Source organism: Kitasatospora sp. NPDC057542 (assembly GCF_042801945.1).
Taxonomy (GTDB): Bacteria; Actinomycetota; Actinomycetes; order Streptomycetales; family Streptomycetaceae; genus Kitasatospora.
Window position 1 is genome coordinate 1 of sequence record NZ_JBHVFE010000111.1, and the last position, 22,100, is coordinate 22,100.

The window sequence follows — 22,100 nt, forward strand, 5'->3', positions numbered from 1 at the left end:
TGTTCCTGGTGGCCCAGCTGGCCGAGCGGTGGGGGACCAGGTACACGGCCCGCGGCAAGGTCATCTGGTCCGAGCAACCGCTGACCGCACCCGAGTTCCAGTTCGAGGCGATGCTGCTGTAGCCCGGAACGCGGGCACCGCGGGTGCGGATGCGTCGCCCGCACAGGCCGCGGCCTGTGCGGGCACACCGGGGGAGGGTCACAGCTGGGGAGGTGGGTCGCCGCCGAGGAGGGTGATCAACCGGGCGAGAAGGGCGTCGAGTTCACGGCCGACGTCGGCGATCCGCGGGTCGCCGTAGCTGGCGAACAGCAGGCTGGGCTGGTCGACGGCGAGTTTGGTGTCGCCGTCGGGGTCCGCGTAGAGCAGGGTCCGCAGTGGTGCGTGCAGCATGACCGACGGGTCGTGGCGGAACATGCGTTCGGCGATGGTGTGGTTGCCCATCAGGTACTGCGTGGCCTTCCAGGAGGACGGCGAGCCGGCCATGACGGCGGCGATGTCGCTGCGGTAGTAGCGCATGAACCCGAACGGGGCTTTGGTCTCGGCGAGTTCGAGCGTGGCCTGCCAGGAGGCCATCCGGAGGAAGCGGTGGAGATCGATCTCGGGCACGAGGGCTTCGTAGTGCTCGCGCGCTGTGTCGTAGGGGCTGGGGATCGCCACGACGAGCCGCCGGGCGGGGTGGTCGATGACGGCGGTGTCCGTGGTCATGGCTGCGCCTGTTCGTCGTCGGAGTGGACGAGCTCGACATCGTGGACGTCCAGCGGGTGCTTTCCGTCGACGATGCGTATGGCGGTCAGCGTGACGGGAGTGGGAAGAGCATGCAACCGCTGGTGGCGTGGGCGGTGCGGCGGCCACCTCGGGTGACCGCCTGCGGGCCCTCTGCCCCGGTTGCCGTGGGCCGTACAGGGCATTGAGCGCCGCCGTTCGACGGACGCGGCGGTTGGTGCGATGCGGCCGCCGTCCGGTCGGGACAGCCTTCTTGCCGGGGTGCCGGGGGACGGCACCGCCCGGAGAGGAAGCCGGTGTCGTCGGGTACCGCACCGCTTGCCGATCGTTCACCTGCGTGGTTGGAGAAAGGGCTCTTGCGTTGTCTGATCCTGTTGTCCTCGTCACGGGCGCGCTCACCGGTATCGGCCGTGCCACCGCCGTCGCTTACGCCCGTCAAGGCGCGAACCTGGTGGTCTCCGGCCGCCATGAGGACGTGGGTGAGCAACTCGTCAGGGAACTGGCCGACCTCGGCGCCCAGGCCGAGTTCGTGCGTGCCGACGTCCGCTTCGACGCCGAGGTGGAGGAACTCGTCGACCGCGCGGTCGCGCGGTTCGGACGGCTCGACGTCGCCGTGAACAACGCCGGCACCGAGGGAACGTCCAGCCCTGTCAGCGAGGTGACCGACGAGCGCTACCAGGCCATCTTCGACACCAACGTCAAGGGCACGCTGTTCTGCCTCAAGCACGAGTTCCGGGTCATGAGGGAACAGGGCGCCGGCAGCATCGTCAACGTCAGCTCCTGCTTCGGCCTGATGGGTTACCCCGGGGCGACCCTGTACGTCGGCAGCAAGCACGCCGTCGCCGGCATCACCAAGGCGGCCGCACTCGAAGGCGCCGCCCACGGTGTGCGCGTCAACGCGGTCGCGCCCGGCTTCACCCGGACCGGCATGTACGAGCGGTTCACCGGCGACGACACGGTGCGTGCCGCGGTCGATTCGGTGCTGCCCATGCACCGGGCGGGTACCCCGGAGGAGATCGCCGAGGCTGTCCGGTTCCTGGGCTCGGGCGAGGCGAGCTACGTCTCCGGGCACATCCTCCTCGTCGACGGCGGCCTCATGGCCGGCGGGCCCCTGTTCCCGAGCTCGTGAACAGGCACTGTCAGCCCCGACCGGAGGTGAGGGAGCGATGAGCGAAGCACGTGATCACCAGGAGGACGGCGCGTACGACGTGGTCGTGCTGGGCGCCGGTCCGGTCGGCCAGAACGTCGCCGACCGTGCCCGCGCCGCCGGCCTCACCGTGGCCGTCGTGGAGCGTGAACTGGTCGGCGGCGAATGCTCCTACTGGGCCTGCGTCCCCAGCAAGGCCCTCCTGCGGCCGGTCATCGCGGTCGCCGACGCCCGCCGCGTGGACGGCGCCCGGCAGGCCGTCACCGGTCGGCTCGACACCGACCGGGTCTTCGCCCGCCGTGACCACTACGTCAACGACTGGGACGACACCGGACAGGCCGAGTCGTTGAAGTCCATCGGCGTCGACGTCTTCCGGGGTCACGGCCGCCTCGACGGCCCCCGCCGTGTCACGGTCACCAGGGACGACGGCGCACGCCCCGTCCTCACCGCCCGGCACGCGGTCGCCGTCGCCACCGGCAGCCGACCGCTGCTGCCCGACATTCCGGGCATCCGGGAGGTCCGGCCCTGGACGAACCGGCAAGGCACCGACGTCAGCACCGTGCCCGCCCGGCTCGCCATCGTCGGGGGCGGCGGGGTCGCCATCGAGATGGCCACCCTCTGGCAGGGCCTGGGCTCCCAGGTCACCCTGCTCGCCCGCCGGCACCTGGTTGCCCGCATGGAACCCTTCGCGGGCGAGCTCGTCGCGGCCGGCCTCACCGAGGCGGGCGTGGACGTGCGGACCGGCACCCAGGTCACCGCCGTGCGCCGTCCGGACCCCGCCGGGCCCGTCACCCTCACCCTCGACGACGGCAGCGACCTTCAGGCTGACGAGGTCATGTTCGCCACCGGCCGGGCCCCCGGCACCGAGGACATCGGCCTGGACACGGTCGACCTCTCCCCGGGCACGTGGCTGGAGGTGGACACCACGTGCCTGGTCCGTGGGGTCGACGGCGCGTGGCTGTACGCCGTCGGCGACGTCAACCACCGGGCCCTGCTCACCCATCAGGGCAAGTACCAGGCGCGGACCGCCGGTGACGCCATCGGCGCCCGCGCCGCCGGCCTCCCCGTGGACGACGGCCCGTGGGGGGACCACGCCACCACCGCCGACCAGCACGCCGTGCCCCAGGTCTTCTTCACCGACCCCGAGGCGGCCGCCGTGGGCCTGACCGCCGAGCAGGCGGCCCAGGCCGGTTACCGCATCACGACCGTCGACCTCGACTTCGACGCCGCCCAGGGCGCCGACCTCCACGCCGACAACTACCGTGGTCACGCGCGGATGGTGGTCGACCTCGACCGGGAGGTCCTGCTCGGGGTGACCTTCGTCGGCCCCGGAGTCAGCGAGCTGCTGCACTCGGCGACCGTCGCGGTCGCCGGTGAGGTCCCGCTCAAGCGCCTCAGGCACGCGATCGCCTGCTTCCCGACCGTCAGCGAGATCTGGCTCTTCCTGCTCGCCGCCTACCAGCGCGATCGCACCTGAGCGGCCGGGCGGCAGCGTCAAGGTGACAAATGAACTTGATTGTCAAGTTCAATGATTGAAGAAGCTGTGGCGCAACCCCCGAAGGAGCGGAAGATGAGCGAGCGCAGCAGGTTCCTGGAGCCGATCACCCGGGAGAACGTCGCCGTGGTCCTGGTCGACCACCAGGTGGGTCTGCTGTCCGGCGTCCGGGACATCCCGGTCGGCGAGTTGAAGCACAACGTGGTGGCGCTGGCGCGGGCGGCGACCGTCCTGGGCATCCCGCTGGTCGTCACCACCACCGCGGCCGACAGCATGTGGGGGCCGACCGCCCCCGAACTGGTCGCGGCACTGCCCGCCGGCCAGAAGATCATCGACCGCAGCACGGTCAACGCCTGGCACGACGAGCGGGTCCGCGGGGCCATCCAGGCCACCGGGCGGCAGAAGCTGATCTTCGCCGGGGTGTCGCTCGAGGTGTGCGCGGCACTGCCCGCGTACTCCGCGACGGCTGCCGGGTGCGACGCGTACGTTGCCGTGGACGCCTCCGGCACCTTCAGCCGGACCAAGCGCGAGGCCGGACTGCTGCGCGTGCAGCAGGCGGGCGTCATCGTCTCCGACTACGCCACTCTCATGGTCGAGGCCCTGGCCGACAACGCCGCCCCCGAGGCCGAAGCCCTCTACGCCGCCCTCGACATGCCGTTCGCCGTTCTGGTCGGCCAGATCTCCGCGGCCTACCGCGCATAGCGGCCCGCCGGCCGCCGCGCCCCGGTGCCTTCCCAGGCCCGGGACACGGCGGTGGACTGAGCACAGCAGGACTCGAAGCACGGGGCTCGCGGGTGCCGAGGGGGCAGGTGATCGCCCACTGTGGCATCCGGGTACGGCGTGCCTGAGCTGTGGACACGGCCGACCTGTCCATCCGGACCATTCCGGATGTCGAGGTCGGCCCGGTGGTCATGAAGACTTGGGTCACCACCGGTGCGGCGATGAACGGCCGTGGTCGCGGCGGCGGTGAACCGGGTGTGGCCGCCAGGGTGGACGATCACTGTCACCATTGGCAGAGCGCGCCGCTGACGGCCGGTTCGGCAGCCCGTGGCCCCGACTGGTAACCCGGCTGCGCCACCGGCCCCGGCTTGTAGTTCGAAGGGAGCGTGTGACGATCCGGTCGGTCGATGCGGCGGTCTGCTCCAGGCGGCCGTGAGCGCGGTGGACGGTGGGGGGAGACCGGGTGGCCACAGCGGAGCGGGTGCTCTCATCCGGGAGGGGCTGATCCCCGGGCGGCGCCGAGCTGAGCCCGGCCCGTGGCGGGGCGTTCCCGCCCCCTGGGCAGTGGGCCGCTGTTGCCCTACCGTCGCCGTATGAGGCGTCCGCTGCTGCATCGGTGTTGGCCGGAGCTCGCCGAGTCGCTGCCGTACCTCGGGCTGGGCGAAGCGCCCACACCGGTACGCCCGTTGGCCGGGCTCGGCTGCCGGAGCGCGGTGTGGGTGAAGGACGAGAGCGGGTACGGGCACGGCGGCTGGGGCGGCAACAAGGTCCGCAAGCTGGAGTGGTTGCTGCCCGAGGCCCGACGCCGGGGTGCGCGGACGGTCCTCACGGTCGGCGGGATCGGCACCAACTGGGGCCTGGCGGCGGCGCTCTACGCCCGCGAGCTGGGGCTCGACGTCGCCCTCGGCCTGATCGACCATCCCGTCGACGAGCACGTGCGCGCCCAGCTGCGGCGGCTGCGCGCCAGCGGCGCGACGCTGCACTTCCTGCACACCCGGACCCGGCTGGTTCTGGCGGCGCCCTGGCTGTTCGCCCGGCACACACGCGGCCTCACCCCGCCGTACTACCTGCCGGCGGGCGGGTCCTCGGCGCTCGGAACGCTCGGATACGTGGAGTGCGCGCTCGAACTCGCCGCGCAGGTGGCGGACGGGCTGCTGCCGGAGCCGGGGTGGATCGTGACGGCGGTCGGCTCGGGCGGCACGGCGGCCGGTCTGGCGCTGGGCTTGCGGCTGGCAGGGCTGCGCACCCGGGTGCTGGGGGTCGTGGTCAACGACACCCTCCGGCTGGACGGGGCGACGCTCACCCGGTTGGCCGGGAGGTCGCTGGCGCTGCTGCGGGAGCGGGGCGCGGAGGTGACGGGAGGCGGGCCCGGCGCGTCGGACGTGGCCGTGGAGTACGGGTGGCTCGGCGCGGGCTACGCGTACCCCACCGTCGAGGGGGCGGTGGCACGGACGCGGGCGGGGGCCGAGGCGGGGCTGGAACTGGAGCAGACGTACACCGCCAAGGCGTTCGCGGCGCTGCTGGAGCTGGACACGGCCGGGCGGTTCGAGGGGGAGCCAGTGGTCTTCCTCAACACCTTCGGCCCGAGATAGGGGCCCGCCGGGGGAGCAGGTGTCCGCCGCGGCTTGGCCGGCGGTCCGCTCCGGTGGGGGAAGGGCGCGCCGACCCGAAGGGTCTCCGTGCTGTTCAGCGACGACGAAGCCCTCTCCACTCGGGCGATCTACCATGAAACGTAAGGTCTTCATGACCCCCGCACCCGCCCGAAGCGAAACGGCAGGACGGTAGGGAGGCCGGCATGGAGTTCGGCAACGGATCCGGGGGAGTGGACGGCTCACGCTATCTGCCGATTTCCGAGCACGGTCTGATCGGTGATCTTCGGACCGCCGCGCTCGTCGGGACCAACGGCACCATCGACTGGTACTGCTGCCCGCGCTTCGACGCACCGAGCGTGTTCGCCTCGATCCTTGACGCCGACCGGGGCGGATCGTTCGAGCTGGCCGCCGACGTGCCGGCGCGTACCCGCCAGTTCTACTTCCCCGACACCAACGTGCTGATCACGCGGTTCTACGCCGCCGACGGGGTGGCGGAGATCCAGGACTTCATGCCCGTCGTCGACGAGTCCCGCGAGGCGGACCGCCACCGGCTGATCCGGCGGGTGATCTGTGTCCGCGGGGTGCTGCCGTTCCGCGCGAGGATCGCCCCGCGCTTCGGCTACGGGACCGAGGCGCACACCGTGGAACTCGTCGGTGACCACGCGGTGTTCAGCTCCTCCTCACTGTCCTTGGTACTGACTGCCACTGTGCCGGTCGAGACCGACGGCGTGGACGTGTGGTCGCACTTCAAGCTGCTGGAGGGCGAGTCCGTGGTGTTCGCCCTCGACCGGGTGAGCGCAGACGTCAGCCCGCGTGCCTGCCCCAGCAGGGAGGCGGAGCGGCAGTTCCAGGGCACCGTCCGGTTCTGGCGCCGCTGGCTGTCCGGCTCGAAGTACCACGGGCGGTGGCGGGAGATGGTGCACCGCTCGGCCCTGGTCCTGAAGTTGCTCACCTACGTGCCCACCGGCGCGATCGTCGCCGCGCCGACCGCCGGCCTGCCTGAGCAGATCGGCGGCGAGCGCAACTGGGACTACCGGTACGTGTGGGTCCGCGACGCCGCCTTCTGTGTCTACGCCATGCTCCGCCTGGGCTTCACCTCGGAGGCCGAGGCCTTCATGGGCTTCATCTCCGAGCACGGGATCATGCGCGGCGGCAACGCGGGCGGCCCACTGCAGATCATGTACGGCATCGACGGGCGCTGCGATCTGCCCGAGTACGAGCTGACCCACCTGGAGGGCCACCTCGGGTCCGCTCCGGTGCGGGTGGGGAACGCCGCCACCGAGCAGCTCCAGCTGGACATCTACGGAGCGCTGATCGATTCCGTCTATCTGTACGACAAGTGGGGGCAGCCCATCAGCAGTGATCACTGGGACGAGGTCAGCGCCGTGGTGGACTGGCTCTGCGACCACTGGGACCAGCCGGACGAGGGCGTCTGGGAGACCCGGGGCGGCCGGAGGAACTTCGTCTACTCGCGGCTGATGTGCTGGGTGGCGATCGAACGGGCCATCCGGATCGCCAACCGGCGCGGATTGCCGGCCGATCTTCCGCGCTGGCGGCAGAGCCGGGACGCGATCTACCGGCAGATCATGCGACAGGGCTGGTCGGCCGAACGCGGGGCGTTCGTCCAGGGGCTGGGCAGCGACGTACTCGATGCGTCCGTGCTGATGATGCCGATGGCCAAGTTCATCTCGCCCGCCGACCCCAAGTGGCTCTCGACCCTGGATGCGCTCACCACGGACCTGGTCTCCGACTCGTTGGTCTACCGCTACGATCCGGAGGCCAGCCCGGACGGCCTGCGGGGTTCCGAGGGAACGTTCTCGATCTGCTCGTTCTGGTACGTCGAGGCGCTCACCCGCGCCGGACGCCTGGAGGAGGCCCGGCTGGCCTTCGAGAAGATGCTCACCTACGCCAACCACCTCGGTCTCTACGCCGAGGAGATCGGCCGGACCGGTGAACAACTCGGCAACTTCCCGCAGGCGTTCACCCACCTTTCGCTGATCAGCGCCGCCTTCAACCTCGACCGCGTCCTCGGCTGATCTCCATGGCCGACCTGGCCGCCGGGTAGGCCCGAATGTCCCGGGCGGGGGCGGAAGGGGCGGGGGCGGCGGGCGCGCCTCCGCCCCCGGCGGCAGGCGGTGTCAGTCGCCGGAGCAGTCCGCGCACCGTCGCGGGCGCAGCCCGTCGAGGATGATGCTCAGATAGCGGCGCCAGTCGGTGACTCCGGCCTGTACGACGTGGCAGAGGCCGATGTAGAGCGGTGACACGTCCGCGACGGTCAGGTCCTCCCGCACCGAACCCTCGGCCTGGGCGCGCTTGAGCACCTTGTCGGTGAGCTCGTTGAGTTCGGCGATCGCCTCCGCGTCGAACGTGCTGCCGCCGACTATCGCGGTGACCGTCTCCGCGTAGCCCCGGTCCTGCTCCTGCATGATTCCGCAGAACTCCAGGGAGCGGGCAAGGCCGTGCCAGGGGTCGGGGTCGGGGAGTACCTCGTTCCTGAGGAAGTCCAGGGTCTGCTGGAACCGGTGCTCCACGATCGCTTCCGCCAGGGATTCCTTGGTCGGGAAATGGCGGTACACCGTCCCGACACCCACTCCGGCCCTGCGGGCGATGTCGCCCATCTGCGCGTCCCGGCCGGACTCGGAGAAGGCGGCCCGTGCGGCGTCGAGCACCTTGAGCCGGTTGCGGGCGGCGTCGGAACGCAGTTTGCCGCCGGTGGGTGTGCTGGCAGGGGGAGGGGTGTTTGACAAGGGGAACCGCGCTTCCGTATCGTCGCCATTCGGAACCGTGAGTCCGATTCCGGTTACCACTTTAACCCACAGGAGTGTATTCCTCCCATGGCCATGCCTCCCACTTCCTCCTTATCGCCCTCATCCCCGGATCCGCTCCGCTGGAAGGCGCTCGTCGTCCTGGCCGTCGCCCAGTTGACGGTGGTGCTCGACGCCTCGATCGTGAACGTCGCGCTGCCCTCGATCCAGCGGGACCTGCACTTCGCCGACTCCGACGTCCAGTGGATCGTCAACGCCTATGCACTGGCGTTCGGCGGCTTCCTGCTGCTCGGCGGCCGGACCGCCGATCTGCTCGGACGGCGGAGGGTGTTCATGACCGGACTCGGTCTGTTCGCCGCCACGTCGCTGCTCGGGGGTCTCGCACCGAGTGCGGGCCTGCTGATCGCCGCCCGGGTGGGGCAGGGCCTCGGCGCCGCGATCATCGCGCCCGCCGCACTGTCCATCGTCACCACGACCTTCACCGAGGGCGCCGAACGCAACAAGGCACTCGGCATCTGGGGCGCGCTCGCCGGAGCGGGCGGTGCCATCGGCGTGCTGCTCGGCGGTGTGCTCACCCAGTGGGCGGGCTGGGAGTGGGTGATGTTCGTCAACGTGCCGATCTGCGTCATCGCCGCCGCCCTCACCCCGCGCCTCGTCCGCGAGAGCCGCGGCCACGAACGCACCGGCATCGACTTCGCCGGTGCCGCACTGGTCACCGGCGGTCTCAGCGTGCTGGTCTACGCACTCGTGGACGCCGAGCGGGCGGGTTGGGGCTCGGCCAGGACCATCGGGCTGCTGGGCCTTGCGGCCGTCCTGCTGCTGGTCTTCGCCCTGGTCGAACTGCGCCTCGTCAAGCACCCGGTGATGCCGTTGCGGATCTTCCGCAACCGCAACCTCTCCAGCGCCAACGCGGTGTCCCTGCTGGTGGGCGCCGCGCTGCTGTCGATGTTCTTCTTCATCTCCCTCTACCTCCAGCAGGTGCTCGGCTTCTCCGCACTCGAGGCCGGACTGTCCTATCTGCCCTTCTCGGCGGCGAGCATCATCGCCGCCGGTGCGGCCTCGCAGCTGGTGACCAAGGTCGGGCCCAAGCCCGTCCTCGCCGGCGGTCTGGCGCTCACCGCGGTGGGACTGCTGCTCTTCACCCGCATCCCCGCCGACGGCACGTTCGCCGGGGACGTGCTCCTGCCCTCGGTGGTCGCGGCACTCGGACTGGGGTTCTCGTTCGTGCCCGTGACCATCGTCGCCGTCTCCGGTGTGACACCGCAGGAGTCGGGCCTCGCCTCCGGACTCATCAACACCACCCAGCAGATCGGCGGCGCCCTCGGCCTCGCCGTGCTCTCCTCGGTGGCCAACGCCCGTATCAGAGAGCTCCTTGAGGGCAAGCAGCCCAGCGGCCCGGCCGTGGCCGATGCGATGACGGAGGGCTTCCGGCTCGCGTTCGCCGTCGGAGCGGGGTTCGCGCTGCTCGGCGTGCTGATCACCCTGCTGGCCGTACCCAGGGGCGAGCGCTCCGTGCGCGACGACGTGCCGGTCACGCTGGCCTGACGGGCGGCGGCACCCGGACGCGCGACGGCGCTCACCCTGCCTCGACGGCCACGGGGTGAGCGCCCTCGCGTGCTCCCTGCAAGACGGTGAATCAGTAGGACAGCCCCGGGCAGTACACCCCCTGCCGCGGCGCCGTGTACGAGCCGCGCACCACCAGCGTCTCCAGCCGCTCCAGGGTGATGCCCCGGGTGCGGAACGCCCAGCTCAGGGTCTCGGGCAGCAGCCGGCCCGGGATGCGCAGCCGGGGCACCGGGCCGTCAGGGACGGCCCGGCGCATCAGCTCGCCGGCGCCCGTGTACAGGGCCCGTGCCGCGGCCTCCGAGACCGCCGTCAGATGGCCCAGGTCGGACAGGCCCGTGGTGTAGCCGGCGATCGCACCGCTCGACCGGTCCACGACCACATGCGGCTGGGACCAGCCGAAGGCCCGCTTGGCCGCCATGTGGATCTCTCCGTCCCGCGCATGGCCGTTGACCGAGCGGTACAGCTCCTGGCACGCGGGGACGTCGTCCTCGGTCATCGCGCGCACCGTGAAGCCCGCCATGTTCGCCGGGGTGGGCGGTGCGTACCCGGTGACCAGGGACAGCTGCTCGTACGGGACGAAGCCGAGCGAGGAGTAGAGCCGGTACGCGCCCAGGTTGTTGGTCACCTGGACGGCACGGACCGAGTCCCGCTCGTGCCGGGCGGCCGCGTCGACCACCTCGTCCATCAGCAGCCGGCCCACGCCACCGCCCTGCGCGCCGGGCGCGACGCTGAGCGGGCCGAAGGCGGCGACGGACTCGCCCAGGACCAGGAAGTTGGAGCCCGTCACGGAGCCCGCGCCGTCGAGCGCCACATAGGCGAGGCAGCCCGGGGCCGCGAGCCGGTCCCGGAACATCTCCGTCACCTCGTCCACCGACGACCACTCCGGAGCGAGACCGAGCGAGGCGTTCAGGGTGGTGAAGGCGTCGAAGCAGATGCCCGCCATCTCCGGAAGGTCCTCCCACGCCGCCTCCCGGATCCGGAAGCCCTGCGCACCGCCGTCCACGGCTTCGCCGCCCGGCTCGGGGAAGTAGCCGACGCGGACGAAGAACCCGACGTACTTCTCGAAGAGTTCACGCGTCATCGGCGGGCAGTCGACGCCGGTACCGGCCAGCAGCTCCCGGGTCTGCGAGGTGTCGACGGACAGGTAGTGGTTGCGTCCGCTGTAGATGGTCGATTCGAACGCGTCGATCATCGGGACCATCGCGTTGTCACGGTCGGCGCGGATGCGCTGCACCCAGGCGTCCCAGCGGAGTTCGTCCAGCCGGTAGCCGAGGGAGCGGAGGGACTCCGTCATCTCGGAGAACGGCAGATGCGTTCCGTTGGCGAGGTGGTGGTTGCGGCCCGCCGCCCGGTCGTCGCGGGACAGCCGCAGGATCGCCGCGCTGACGTGGTCGACCGGCACCAGATGGAAGATGCCGGCGGGATTCTCCGGTACGGCACCGGCCTGCACGATGCCCTTCATGCTCAGCCAGACGAAGTCATGGGTCTGGCAGAAGCCGCGCTCCGAGTCGCCGGAGATCTCGTCCACCCGGTAGATCGAGACCGGCAGGCCCCGCCCTCGGGCGAGTTCGATGATCTGCTCCGCCACCAGCTTCGTCTGCCGGTAGCCGGATGACAGCGCCTCGGCGGGGCCCGGCGGATCGGTCACCCGGAGAGCCGTTCCGGGGGCCGCCTCCGCGGCGAACACACCGGTGGACGAGACGTGGTGGACGGGCACGGTGCGGTGGCGAGCGGCCAGGCGCAGGATCTCCGCGGTGCCCGTGACGTTCGCGTCCTTCAACGCCGAGTACGGGTAGAGGCCGTTGACGGTCGCGGCGGCGTGGTAGACGCTGTCCACGCTGCGGGCAAGGGCGTCGAAGCGTTCGGGGGCCAGCCCCAGCAGCGGCTGGGCGAGATCGCCGACGACCACGGACAGCCGGTCCGTGTCGATGCCGTCCCAGAACTCGTACCACTCCAGGTTCTTCCGCAGTCGCGCCCGCGCGTCCGCCTCGTCGGTCCCGCGTACCAGGCAGTGCACGGTCGCGCGGGTCGTCCGCAGCAGATCGCGCAGCAGGTACGCGCCCAGGAATCCGGTCGCACCGGTGAGGAGCACCTCCCGCGGGTCGTCCGCGACCCGGATCACCTCGTCGGCGGGGGCGATGTCCGCCGCCAGGACGACCTCGGCGGCGAAGTCCACCGCGTCCTCGTCGGCGTCCGGCGTGGTGGACACCGCGGCCAGCACCCTCGCGAGCAGGTGGTCGGCGAGCACCGCGAGGGTCGGATGCTCGAAGACGAGCGTCGGGCGCAGGCTCACCCCGCAGAAGTCGCTGAACTGGTTGCGCATCTCCACGGCCATGAGGGAGTCGACGCCGAGGTCGAGGAACGGCACGTCGGGGTCGATGGCGTCCGCGCTGTCATGGCCGAGCACCGCCGCGACCCGAGTGGCGATCCGGTCCATCATGTGGAGGAGCTGCTTCTCCTCGTCCAGTCCGGCGAGCACGCCCGCCAGGCGGGCGGCGACCTCCGGGCGCTCGCCCGGCTTCAGCACCCGCCCGGACGGGGCCGCCTCCTCGGCCGCCGGCTCCGGGGCCGGTACCGGTGCCGGGGCGGGAGCGGCGAGTGCGGGCAGCCAGTGGCGCTTGCGCTGGAAGGCGTAGGTCGGCAGCGTGATGTGGCGGGCGGCGGTGCCGTCGAAGAAGGCCGCCCAGTCGACCGGGACACCGGCGGTGTGGAGCGCGGCGGCGACACCGACGGCGGTCGCGGCACCGGGGCGGTCACGCCGGGAGACCGCCAGCGCACGGTGGTCGTCCGTGCGGTCACCCCCGCCGGCGTCGTCGGAGACCTGACGCACCAGGGCCGTCAGGGACCCGTCCGGGCCCAGCTCGACGAAGGTGTCGGTGCCCCGCTCCCGCAGTGTCCCCACCGCGGCGGCGAACCGGACGGCCGAGCGCAGCTGCCCGGTCCAGTACGCGGGTGTCATCAGTTCCGCACCGGCGAGGCGGCCGGTGACCGTGGAGACGATCGGCAGGTCCGGCGCACGGTAGGTGACGGTCCGGGCCACGGCCTCGAACTCCTCCAGCACCGCGTCCATCCGAGGCGAGTGGAAGGCGTGACTGACCGTCAGACGCTTGGTCCTGCGGCCCTGTTCGGCCATGGCCCGGGCGACCTCCGCCGCGGCGTCCTCGTCGCCCGAGATCACGACGGACCGGGGCGCGTTCACGGCGGCGATCCCCAGCCGGGGCTCCCTGCCGGCGAGCAGCGGCAGGACCTCGTCCTCCGTGGCCTCCAGCGCGATCATGGCACCGCCTTCGGGCAGCGCCTGCATCAGCTCGCCCCGGGCGGTGACCAGCCTGGCCGCGTCCGCCAGCGAGAACACCCCGGCGACATGCGCGGCGGTCAGTTCGCCGAGGGAGTGGCCGGCGAGCGCGTCGGGACGCACCCCCCAGGACCGCAGCAGCGCGAACTGCGCCACCTCCAGCGCGAACAGGGCGGGCTGGGCGAAACCGGTGCGATGGATGCGCCCGTCGTCCGCCGCCTCGCCGGCGGCGAGGAGCAGCTGCCGTACCTGCGGCGCCAGATGGTCGCACACCGCGTCCAGCGCTTCGGCGAACACCGGGAAGGCCTCGTACAGTTCACGTGCCATGCCGGCCCACTGGGAGCCCTGGCCCGTGAAGAGGAACGCCGTTGTCCGGACGGCCCCGGCGTGACCGGTGGTCAGTCCGGCCGCGGGCTCGCCCTCCGCGAGCGCGCCGAGTGCGCGCAGCAGCCCCTGCACCCCGCCGGCGCCGTTCGTGTCGCGGGCGAGGTCCGCGACGACGGCGGCCCGGTGCTCAAGTCCGGCCCGGGACAGTGCCAGTGTGCGCCCCACGTCCACGGGGTCCCAGTCGGTCTCCGCACGCAGGAACGACTCCAGCCGGCGGGCCTGGTCGCGCAGCGCGGCCGGGGACTTCGCGGACAGCAGCCACGGTACGGCGGGGAGCGCTCGGACCGGGGCCGGGGTCTCCTCGGCCGAGGGGGAGCGCGGCGCCTCTTCCAGGACGACATGGGCGTTGGTGCCGCTGATGGCGAAGGAGGACACCCCGGCGCGCCGGGGCCGTCCGTCGGCGGCCGTCCACGGCCGCGCCTCGCTGAGCAGCCGTACGTTCCCCGACGACCAGTCGACGTGCGGTGACGGCTGGTCCACGTGCAGGGTCGCCGGGAGCACGGCGTGCCGCATCGCCTCCACCAGCTTGATGACACCGGCCATGCCCGCGGCGGCCTGGGTGTGGGCGATGTTGGACTTGACCGAGCCCAGCCACAGCGGTCGCTGCGGGTCCCGGCCCCGCCCGTACGCGGCGAGGATCGCCTCGGCCTCGATCGGGTCACCGAGCTTGGTCCCCGTGCCGTGGGCCTCGACCAGGTCGACCTCGTGCGCGGCCACCCGGGCGTTGGCGAGCGCCCGGTGGATCACCCGTTGCTGCGCCCGGCCGCTGGGCGCGGTGAGCCCGTTGGACGCGCCGTCCTGGTTCACGGCGCTGCCCCGGATCACGGCGAGCACCCGGTGGCCCGCCTTGTGCGCGGCCGAGAGCCGTTCGAGCAGCAGCACCCCCGCGCCCTCGCCGAAGGCGGTGCCGTCCGCCGCGTCGGCGAAGGCTTTCACCCGGCCGTCCGGGGCGAGCCCGCGCTGCCTGCTGAAAGTGATCATGTCGTCCGGGGTGGCCATCACCGTGACCCCGCCCGCGAGCGCGAGCCGCGACTCGCCGGAGCGCAGGGAAGCGCAGGCCAGATGGAGGGCCACCAGGGACGCGGAGCAGGCCGTGTCGACGGTGACGGCGGGGCCGTGCAGACCGAGGGTGTAGGCCACCCGGCCGGACATCACACTGCCGGACGTGGCGAAGCCGAGATAGCCCTCGTACTCGGACGCGGGCGCGGCGAGCGTGCTGTACGTCTGTCCCTTGGTACCGACGAAGACGCCGGTCTCCGAGCCGGCCAGGCCGGTCGGGTCGATACCCGCCCGTTCGAAGACCTCCCACGCGACCTCCAGCATCAGCCGCTGCTGCGGGTCCATCGCGGTGGCCTCACGCGGGGCTATGCCGAAGAAGCCGGCGTCGAACGCGGACGGGTCGGTCAGGAAGCCGCCGCGCGAGGCGTAGCTGGTGCCGTGGTGGTCGGGGTCGGGGTCGAACAGGGTGTCCAGTGCCCAGCCCCGGTCGGCGGGGAAGTCCGAGGTGGCGTCCCGGCCTGCGGCGACGAGGTCCCACAGCTGTTCTGGCGACTCCACCCCGCCCGGGAAGCGGCAGGCCATGCCGATGATGGCGATCGGCTCGGCGCCGTCCGGATCAGGCCCTGCGGGGGCCGTACGCTCCGCCGGGAACGCTTCGGCCGGCATGCGGGTCTCCGACGGCTCCGTCAGCTCCGCGACCAGCCGGTCCGCGAACGCGGCGGGCGTCGGGTGGTCGAACACCGCGGTCGCCGGGAGCCGCAGCCCGACCAGCGCGCACAGCTGCTGCCCGACCGCCACGACGGCGAGGGAGCCGAGGCCGAGATCCACGAACGGCCGTGTGGGTGCGACCTGTTCGGCTCCGTCGAGGCCGAGCGCGAGTGCCACCTCGGTGCGTACCAGATCCAGCACCGTCCGGGTCCGCTCGGCCGCTGTCAGCGGCACGAGACGGCCCGCCCACTCGCCCCGGTCGGATTCGGTCCCGCGATCCTCGGGCCCGCCGGTGGACGCCGCACCGAGCAGCCGGGGGTCCGCGCCCGCCAGCAGGTGCCGGGTGACCTTCCCGGACGTGGTGCGCGGCACGCGCTCGACGGCGTACACCTTCTCCGGCACCTTGAAGTAGGACAGCCGCGCCCGGCAGTGCTCGAACAGCGCCTGGACGTCGACGCCTCCGGGACCGGGCACCACATACGCGACGGGCACCTCGCCGAGCACCTCGTGGGGCTCCCCGCCCACCGCCGCGTCGGCCACGCCCGGCGCCGTGCGCACCACGTCCTCGATCTCCACGGGGTGGATGTTCTCGCCGCCCCGGATGATCAGTTCCTTGAGACGGCCGGTCAGGGTCACATGCCCGAGGGCGTCCCGGCGGGCCAGATCGCCCGTGCGGTACCAGCCGTCCCGCAGCACCTCCGCCGTGGCGTCGGGCTGCCCGTGGTAGCCCAGCATCACGTTGGGGCCGCTGACCCAGACCTCGCCCTCCTCGCCGTCGGGCACCTCGGCACCGGAACCGCCGTCCACCAGGCGGACGTCCACCCCCGGAACGGGCGGCCCGGCCGCCCCGGCGACCCGGTCACCCGTCGGCCGGTTCGAGGTGATCGCGCCGGTCTCGGTCGATCCGTACTGGTCCACCAGCGGGACCCCGAACGCCTCCTCGAAACGGCTGCCGAGGGAGGCGCCGCCGGCCGAACCGGCGACGAATCCCAGCCGCAGCGACGGCAGCCGGGTGTGCTCCTGACGGGCACGGTCCAGCAGGTAGTGGTACGTCGTCGGCACCCCGGCGAGGAAGGTCACCCCGTCGTCGCGCAGTGCGTCCAGCACCTCGGACGGGGCGAAGCCGCTCATCAGCCGGGCGCCGGCGCCCACGGCCACGACCGCCATGACGCACAGGTTCTGCCCCAGGCCGTGGAACAGCGGCATCGGCCACAGCAGCCGGTCGTCCTCCGTCATCCCGAGCACACCCACGTGGCAGGCCTCCACCAGCCACAGCGAGCTGCGCAGGGAGTAGAGCACCCCCTTGGGGCGGCCGGTGGTGCCCGAGGTGTAGAGCATCCAGGCCGGGGCGTCGAGCGGGCTCTCCTCGGGCACCGGTCCGTCGTACGCGGTGGTCGCGAGCGTCTCGTACACGGTGATGTCAGCGGCGACGCCGGAGGTGGCGTCGGCGGACGTGGTGTCACCGGCGGTGGACGCGTCCGCCGGTGACACGGGGGCGTCACCGGTGAGCACGATCGAGGGCCGGGACAGGCCGGACGCGGCCACCGCGCGCAGCAGCACGTCGAGCCGTGCCGGGTCGCACAGCACCACCGATGCCCCGGAGTCCCGCAGGAAGTGGACCAGTTCGGCCTCGGACGCCTGCGGATTCAGCGGCACGGTGATGCCGCCCGCCCGTATGACGGCAAGGCAACTCTCCACCATTTCCACGCTGTTGCCCATGAGGACGGCGGCGCGGCCGCCCTTCTCCAGCCCCAGCGCGGAAAGCCGGCCGGCGAGCCGAGAGGTCCGCAGATCCAGTTCCCGGTAGCCGACGCCCCGCCGGGCGTCGGCGAAGGCCACCTTGTCCCCGATCCGGGCGGCGTGTCCGCCGAGCAGTTCGGACAGCGGACGGATCAGCGAAGGGGTCGTATCAGGAGCCATGTCATCGCACCTCTCGGCTCTGTGGTTCAGCGCTTGGTAGACGGTCGCGGTCGTGCCGTCAGCGAACGGCCAGCACGGTCCTGGTCGGGCAGGAGAACTCCAGGGAGCCGTCCGGCCCCGCGAGCACCCGCAGCGCCTCGCGCGCCTCGTCGGTCGCTTCGGCCACCCGCTCCGGAGGCACCAGGTCCCACTGCATGCGGGTGGTCACCGTCTTGGTCCACGCCAGGTAGTCGTCGATGGCCTCGAAGCGGGAGTCCGCCGGGACATGGCGGATCCGCACATCGCTGAAACCGGCGGCGAGGAAGGCGGCGGCCGTGGACTCCTCACTGACCAGCGGGCCGCCGAGCCCCAGGACCACCTGCCACGGGTCGTCCACACCCTCGGGGAGGTACTTGGCGAGCACTCCCGCGAGGATCTCGGCGGACTCCCAGCCCGCGGCCAGCCTGCCGTTCTCGGTGGGGAAGGTGGTCGCGGCGAACCTGCCCCCGGGGCGCAGTGCCGCGACGGCGCAGGACAGGGCTTTCTCCGCCTCCGGCAGCAGGAACAGGACCATCCCGGCGCTCGCCGCGTCGAACGGCTCGGCGAAGGCGAAGTCCTGGGCGTTGCCCAGCTCCGCGCGGGCCCAGCCGGACACCCCGCGGGCCTCGATGTCCGCCGTGCAGGCGTCGACCATGCCCTGGGCCTGGTCGAAGCCGAGCACGAAGCCCTCCGGCCCCACCGCGTGGGCGATCGGGAACAGGCAGGCGCCGCGCCCGCAGCCGATGTCGAGCACCCGCTCGCCCGGAGAGAGCTCCAGCGTGTCGGCGATCATCTTCCCCAGCGGATGGAAGATCATCTGGCCTGCGGACTCGTACTGCTCGGCGGCCTTGTCGTAAGCGTCCCTCACCAGTGAGGTGATGCGGAGGTCCTCGGTCATGACGCGCTCTCTTCCTGATCTTCCTGGGTCTGCGGATTGTCGGATTTCACCGGCCGCACGATGCAGCCGAGACGGAATTCGGCACAATGCGTTTCGCCCGCCACGCGCCACCACAACTGGTCCGGGGTGGGCAGCATTTCGGACACGACGACTTCCCCTTCGGGAAGTCGCGCGATATCGATCACCGACAGTGGGTCGGCGAAATCGACGTACAGCGGCTTGGGTTCGGCCGGGTGCTTCACGTAGACATGGCGCGGAATTCCCCGGGCGGCCCGGAGACGCTGCACGGCCAACCACTGCGTGACGGTGTCCCCGGTCTTTTCCGGAGCCCTTTCCGGAAGGCTCAGCCGCCAGCGGGCACGCTGGATCACGACACCGTCCACCACGATCCTGGGGGTGTACGCCCCGAGGTCGACCGGCACCGGGACCAGCGCGGGCCTGGACACCGCGCGGTGCAGCGTCGACGACAGGTCGCCCGGGTAGAGCAGCCGCCGCCGGCCGTCCACCACCACCGCGTCGGCCGAAGCGGGCACGACGACGTCCGCGATCGGCACCACATCGGCCCGGTCCTTGCCGGAGAGGCCACTCAGTTCGATGGCGGCACCGGGGAGTTCGGGGGTCACATGGGCACTGCGTCGGCGCGAGACGATGGTCGCGGCCGTCCCGGACGGCACGGCTCGCGCCACCCGCTCGGTGAAGCCACCCCACAGCCCGTCCGGGTCGCTGTGCAGCGGACGCTCCAGCCCCCCGAAGATCGAGCTGCAGTCGTCGTGCAGCTCCGAGAGCACCCAGGCGGCGGTGGCCGGGTCGGGGCCCGCCACCATCAGGTCAGGGCTCGGGAGGCACGCGTCATCGGGGCCGTACGACACGGTGTCCCACAGCGGCGCCAGCGCCTCGGCCAGCTCGCTCCGGCTCAGCTCCACGACCGGCGGGCGGCCGTCGGCCGACCCCGCGGCCTCCACGGCCCGCCCGACCAGCCGGCGCAGCACCGCGTCCAGCCGGTCGCGGCGCGGTGAACGAGCGGGTATCTCCCGTACGGCCAGTGCGGCGAGCGGCGCCGGGGCGCCCCCCAGCTCGGCGCGCAGGGCGTCGCGGGCGTCCTCCCTGGCCAGCAGCGCCGCGAGGAACGTCAGCGGGAACACCGCCTCGGTGACCTCCCGGATGCGCTCCACGACCGGCGCCCCGAAGCCGACCCGCTCGCTCACCGGACTCGACCTGTCCTCGTGGAACAGCTCGCGGTCGGCGTAGTGCCGGCCGCTGTCCTGCGACACCTGCCCGCCGTCCTGCGCGCGGGCCGCCCGCACGGCGATGAGGTGTGCCGCCCGCTCGGGCCAGGCCGCCTCCGCGTACGTGTCGCGGACCTCCGCCAGGTTCACCACCGTGTCCGTGGGGTGCTCGGCCGCCAGCCTGGTCAGCGCGTGCAGCTCGGTCGCCGGCAGCCGCCAGGGGGAGACGACCAGCGCCGGTCCGAGTGCCTTCACCAGCTTGGCCGCGTACGCGTCTTCCGCCCCCGCCTGATGCGGGGGCGGCACGGGACCGGCGGCGCCGACGAGCGAGTCGAGTCGGCTCCCCGGCGCCGCGCAGGCGGCACTCCACAGCGCCAGCGCGGGCCCCGCGACCTTGAACCTGCGCCCGTCCACGGCCCGTTCCAGCACCGGGGACGAGTCCGGCCGGCGGAACAGCGGACTGGGCCACACATGCTGCCGCGTCAGCGGCACCTCGCGGGCGGCCTGCTCGCGCAGCTCCTCCACCAGCCAGGCACTCGCCTCGACCACGACCTTCTCGCGGCCGGGCGCACCGACCAGCAGGGCCTCGTGCTGCTCCGGCACCAGACGGCAGAACAGCACCGGGCCGAAGAACGAGACGGTCTCGCACTTGGTCGCGAACCGGCGCAGATAGCGGTGCAGGGTGTCGACCTGACGACGCAGGGACCGCGGCAGGGCGCCGCCCTCGTCCCGCGCCTGCGCCCAGCCCGGATGCGTCAGCGGCGGTGTCTCCAGGGCCGTGTGGTGGAACGAGGGGTTCGACACGAACACGGCGTGCCCGAAGTCGTCACGGCCGGCGGCCTCCGCGGTGTGCAGCCGGGCTCGCAGCAGTGCCGCCTCCAGCTCCGTCCCGGCTGCCGCCAGCCGCTCGCCGAGCGCGGCGACCAGGGCGTTCCAGCGCGGCGCCCAGTCCGGCGCGCCGGTCGCCGCGAGGACCGATGCGCACCGCTCGTCCAGGGGCGCGCCCTCGTCCACCAGCCGGCGGCAGCTCTGGAGGGCCCGCAGCGACCGCTGGCGCGGTTCGACCGTCCGTACGGCCTCCCGCAGCCCCGGCCACAGCCGGTCCAGGAAGTGCGCACGCTCGGCGGCGACCGCCTGCTCCGCCGCGAGCACCCCGGCGGCGGTGCCGAGCAGCTCCCCGGAGGCGAGCCCGTCCAGGAGCCCGGCCGGGAAGCCGGTCGCGCGCAGCAGCGACCAGGGCATCATCTCGACCGAGAGTTCCCCGTTCCCCGCCCGCACGTTCCATGTCAGTGACGCCATGTCAATTCTCCAGACTGGTCTCGCTTTTCGTCGGAGACTCCGGTAGGAAGGAAAAGGCTCGGAAATTGTCCGGCCGTCCAGCCGACGACGAGCCAGGTAATGCGGAGGGGAAAGAGAAGATGCGAATCCCGTCTCGGGTCATGCGTGGTTGCCGCGAAAGCGTCGACCGTGCCGAACACAAACTGATCGCACTGTCGAGGAGTATTCACGCCGAGCCGGAGACCGCGTTCAAGGAGCACCGCAGCGCCGCCAAGGTGAGCGGCCTGCTGCGGGACGAGGGATTCGACGTCGTGCCCGGCGCCGGCGGCCTGGACACCGCGTTCACCGCCCGCTACGGCAACGGCCCGCTCACGGTCGGGCTGTGTGCGGAGTACGACGCCCTGCCGGGCCTCGGCCACGCCTGCGGGCACAACATCATCGCCGCCTCGTCGGTGGGTGCGGCCCTGGCGCTGAGGGACGTGGCCGACGAACTCGGCATCACCGTCATGGTGCTGGGCACCCCGGCCGAGGAGGAGGGAGGCGGCAAGATCGCCATGCTGGAGGCCGGTGTCTTCGACGAGGTGTCGATGGCGATGCTCGTCCATCCGGCCCCCGAGGACAACTGCGCTCCCCGCCCCCTCGCGCTGGTCGAGCTCGAAGTCCGCTACACCGGACGCGAGTCGCACTCCGCACTCGCCCCGCACCTGGGCGTCAACGCCGCCGACGCCCTGACCGTGGCGGAGGTCGCCGTCGGCGTGGGCCGCCAGCACTTCGAGCCGCGGCAGCAGGTGCACGGCATCGTGACCCGGGGCGGCGAGGTGCCCAACGTGGTCCCCGCGCACACGAGCGCCCTGTACAACCTGCGCGCCGCCGACATGGAGTCCCTGGAGCGCCTCGAAGCACGCGTCAGGGCCTGCTTCGAAGGCGGTGCCGTCGCCACCGGCTGCACCCACGAGGTCCGCTCGACACCCGCGTACGCCGAACTGGCCCACGATCCGTTCCTGGTGGCGGCCTACCGGGCAGCGGCGACCGAACTGGGCCGCCCCCTGGTGTCCCCGGAGGAGGAGCGCGCGATGCCCACCGGCAGCACCGACATGGGCAACGTCAGCCGTGTCCTGCCCAGCGTGCACCCCAGCATCGGCATCGACAGCGACGGCGCGGTCAACCACCAGCCGGAGTTCGCCCGGGCCTGCGTGACCCCGGCCGCCGACCGGGCGTTGCTCCAGGCGTCCGTCGCACTGGCCTGGACCGCGGCGCAGGCCGCCGAGGACGACCAGGCCCGGGAGCGGCTGCTCACGGCCCACGCGGCTCGCCGTGGCGCGGACCGCACGGCCGGCTGACCGCCGCCGTCCGGACCTGCCCC

The 22,100-nt window shown here is 72.3% G+C and carries 13 protein-coding genes; 8 read left to right on the top strand and 5 right to left on the bottom strand.

Annotated elements, in window-relative coordinates:
• Window positions 1-198: 198 nt before the first annotated feature.
• The gene (locus ACFU7Y_RS16660; protein WP_380768454.1) at window positions 199-705 is read right to left on the bottom strand and encodes a DUF302 domain-containing protein; all 507 of its coding nucleotides are present in this window, start codon (window positions 703-705) and stop codon (window positions 199-201) included.
• A gap of 379 nt (window positions 706-1,084) precedes the next feature.
• On the opposite strand from ACFU7Y_RS16660, the gene ACFU7Y_RS16665 reads away from it, so the two are divergent.
• The 6 genes from ACFU7Y_RS16665 to ACFU7Y_RS16690 all read left to right on the top strand — a co-directional run bounded on the left by ACFU7Y_RS16665 (window position 1,085) and on the right by ACFU7Y_RS16690 (window position 7,713).
• Window positions 1,085-1,852 carry an SDR family NAD(P)-dependent oxidoreductase gene (locus tag ACFU7Y_RS16665; protein ID WP_224278887.1) on the top strand — a complete coding sequence of 256 codons (768 nt, stop codon included), beginning with the start codon at window positions 1,085-1,087 and terminating at the stop codon, window positions 1,850-1,852.
• Window positions 1,853-1,889: 37 nt separating this feature from the next.
• On the top strand, window positions 1,890-3,347 hold the full coding sequence (locus ACFU7Y_RS16670; protein ID WP_380768456.1) for a dihydrolipoyl dehydrogenase family protein: 1,458 nt from the start codon (window positions 1,890-1,892) through the stop codon (window positions 3,345-3,347).
• 93 nt (window positions 3,348-3,440) lie between these two features.
• Entirely contained in the window at window positions 3,441-4,067 is a 627-nt protein-coding gene (locus tag ACFU7Y_RS16675; RefSeq protein WP_224278890.1) for an isochorismatase family protein, read from the top strand.
• Between the two features lie 149 nt (window positions 4,068-4,216).
• Entirely contained in the window at window positions 4,217-4,429 is a 213-nt protein-coding gene (locus tag ACFU7Y_RS16680) for a hypothetical protein (protein ID WP_224278891.1), read from the top strand.
• 249 nt (window positions 4,430-4,678) lie between these two features.
• On the top strand, window positions 4,679-5,677 hold the full coding sequence (locus ACFU7Y_RS16685) for a 1-aminocyclopropane-1-carboxylate deaminase/D-cysteine desulfhydrase (RefSeq protein WP_380768459.1): 999 nt from the start codon (window positions 4,679-4,681) through the stop codon (window positions 5,675-5,677).
• Between the two features lie 203 nt (window positions 5,678-5,880).
• A complete protein-coding gene (locus ACFU7Y_RS16690) occupies window positions 5,881-7,713 on the top strand; it encodes a glycoside hydrolase family 15 protein (protein WP_224278895.1) in 1,833 nt (610 codons plus the stop codon).
• Between the two features lie 102 nt (window positions 7,714-7,815).
• On the opposite strand, the gene ACFU7Y_RS16695 is transcribed toward ACFU7Y_RS16690, so the two are convergent.
• Complete coding sequence (locus ACFU7Y_RS16695) at window positions 7,816-8,424, bottom strand: TetR/AcrR family transcriptional regulator (protein WP_224278897.1); 609 nt, start codon at window positions 8,422-8,424, stop codon at window positions 7,816-7,818.
• Window positions 8,425-8,511: 87 nt separating this feature from the next.
• Here ACFU7Y_RS16695 and ACFU7Y_RS16700 point away from each other — a divergent pair, with 87 nt between their 5' ends.
• Complete coding sequence (locus ACFU7Y_RS16700; RefSeq protein ID WP_380768462.1) at window positions 8,512-9,987, top strand: MFS transporter; 1,476 nt, start codon at window positions 8,512-8,514, stop codon at window positions 9,985-9,987.
• A gap of 91 nt (window positions 9,988-10,078) precedes the next feature.
• Here ACFU7Y_RS16700 and ACFU7Y_RS16705 read toward each other — a convergent pair whose 3' ends face one another.
• From ACFU7Y_RS16705 to ACFU7Y_RS16715, 3 genes are read right to left on the bottom strand one after another with little or no spacing between them, the layout of a single operon-like run.
• Window positions 10,079-17,317 (bottom strand): thioester reductase domain-containing protein, encoded by a 7,239-nt coding sequence (locus ACFU7Y_RS16705; protein WP_380768464.1) that lies wholly within the window; start codon window positions 17,315-17,317, stop codon window positions 10,079-10,081.
• A gap of 58 nt (window positions 17,318-17,375) precedes the next feature.
• Window positions 17,376-18,233 (bottom strand): class I SAM-dependent methyltransferase, encoded by an 858-nt coding sequence (locus tag ACFU7Y_RS16710; protein ID WP_224278902.1) that lies wholly within the window; start codon window positions 18,231-18,233, stop codon window positions 17,376-17,378.
• Window positions 18,230-20,758 (bottom strand): lantibiotic dehydratase, encoded by a 2,529-nt coding sequence (locus ACFU7Y_RS16715; protein ID WP_380768466.1) that lies wholly within the window; start codon window positions 20,756-20,758, stop codon window positions 18,230-18,232. The genes ACFU7Y_RS16710 and ACFU7Y_RS16715 overlap by 4 nt, the downstream gene beginning before the upstream one ends.
• Window positions 20,759-20,877: 119 nt before the next feature.
• Here ACFU7Y_RS16715 and ACFU7Y_RS16720 point away from each other — a divergent pair, with 119 nt between their 5' ends.
• Window positions 20,878-22,077, top strand: coding sequence for a M20 family metallopeptidase (locus tag ACFU7Y_RS16720; RefSeq protein ID WP_380768468.1), 1,200 nt, complete (start codon window positions 20,878-20,880; stop codon window positions 22,075-22,077).
• Window positions 22,078-22,100: the final 23 nt, after the last annotated feature.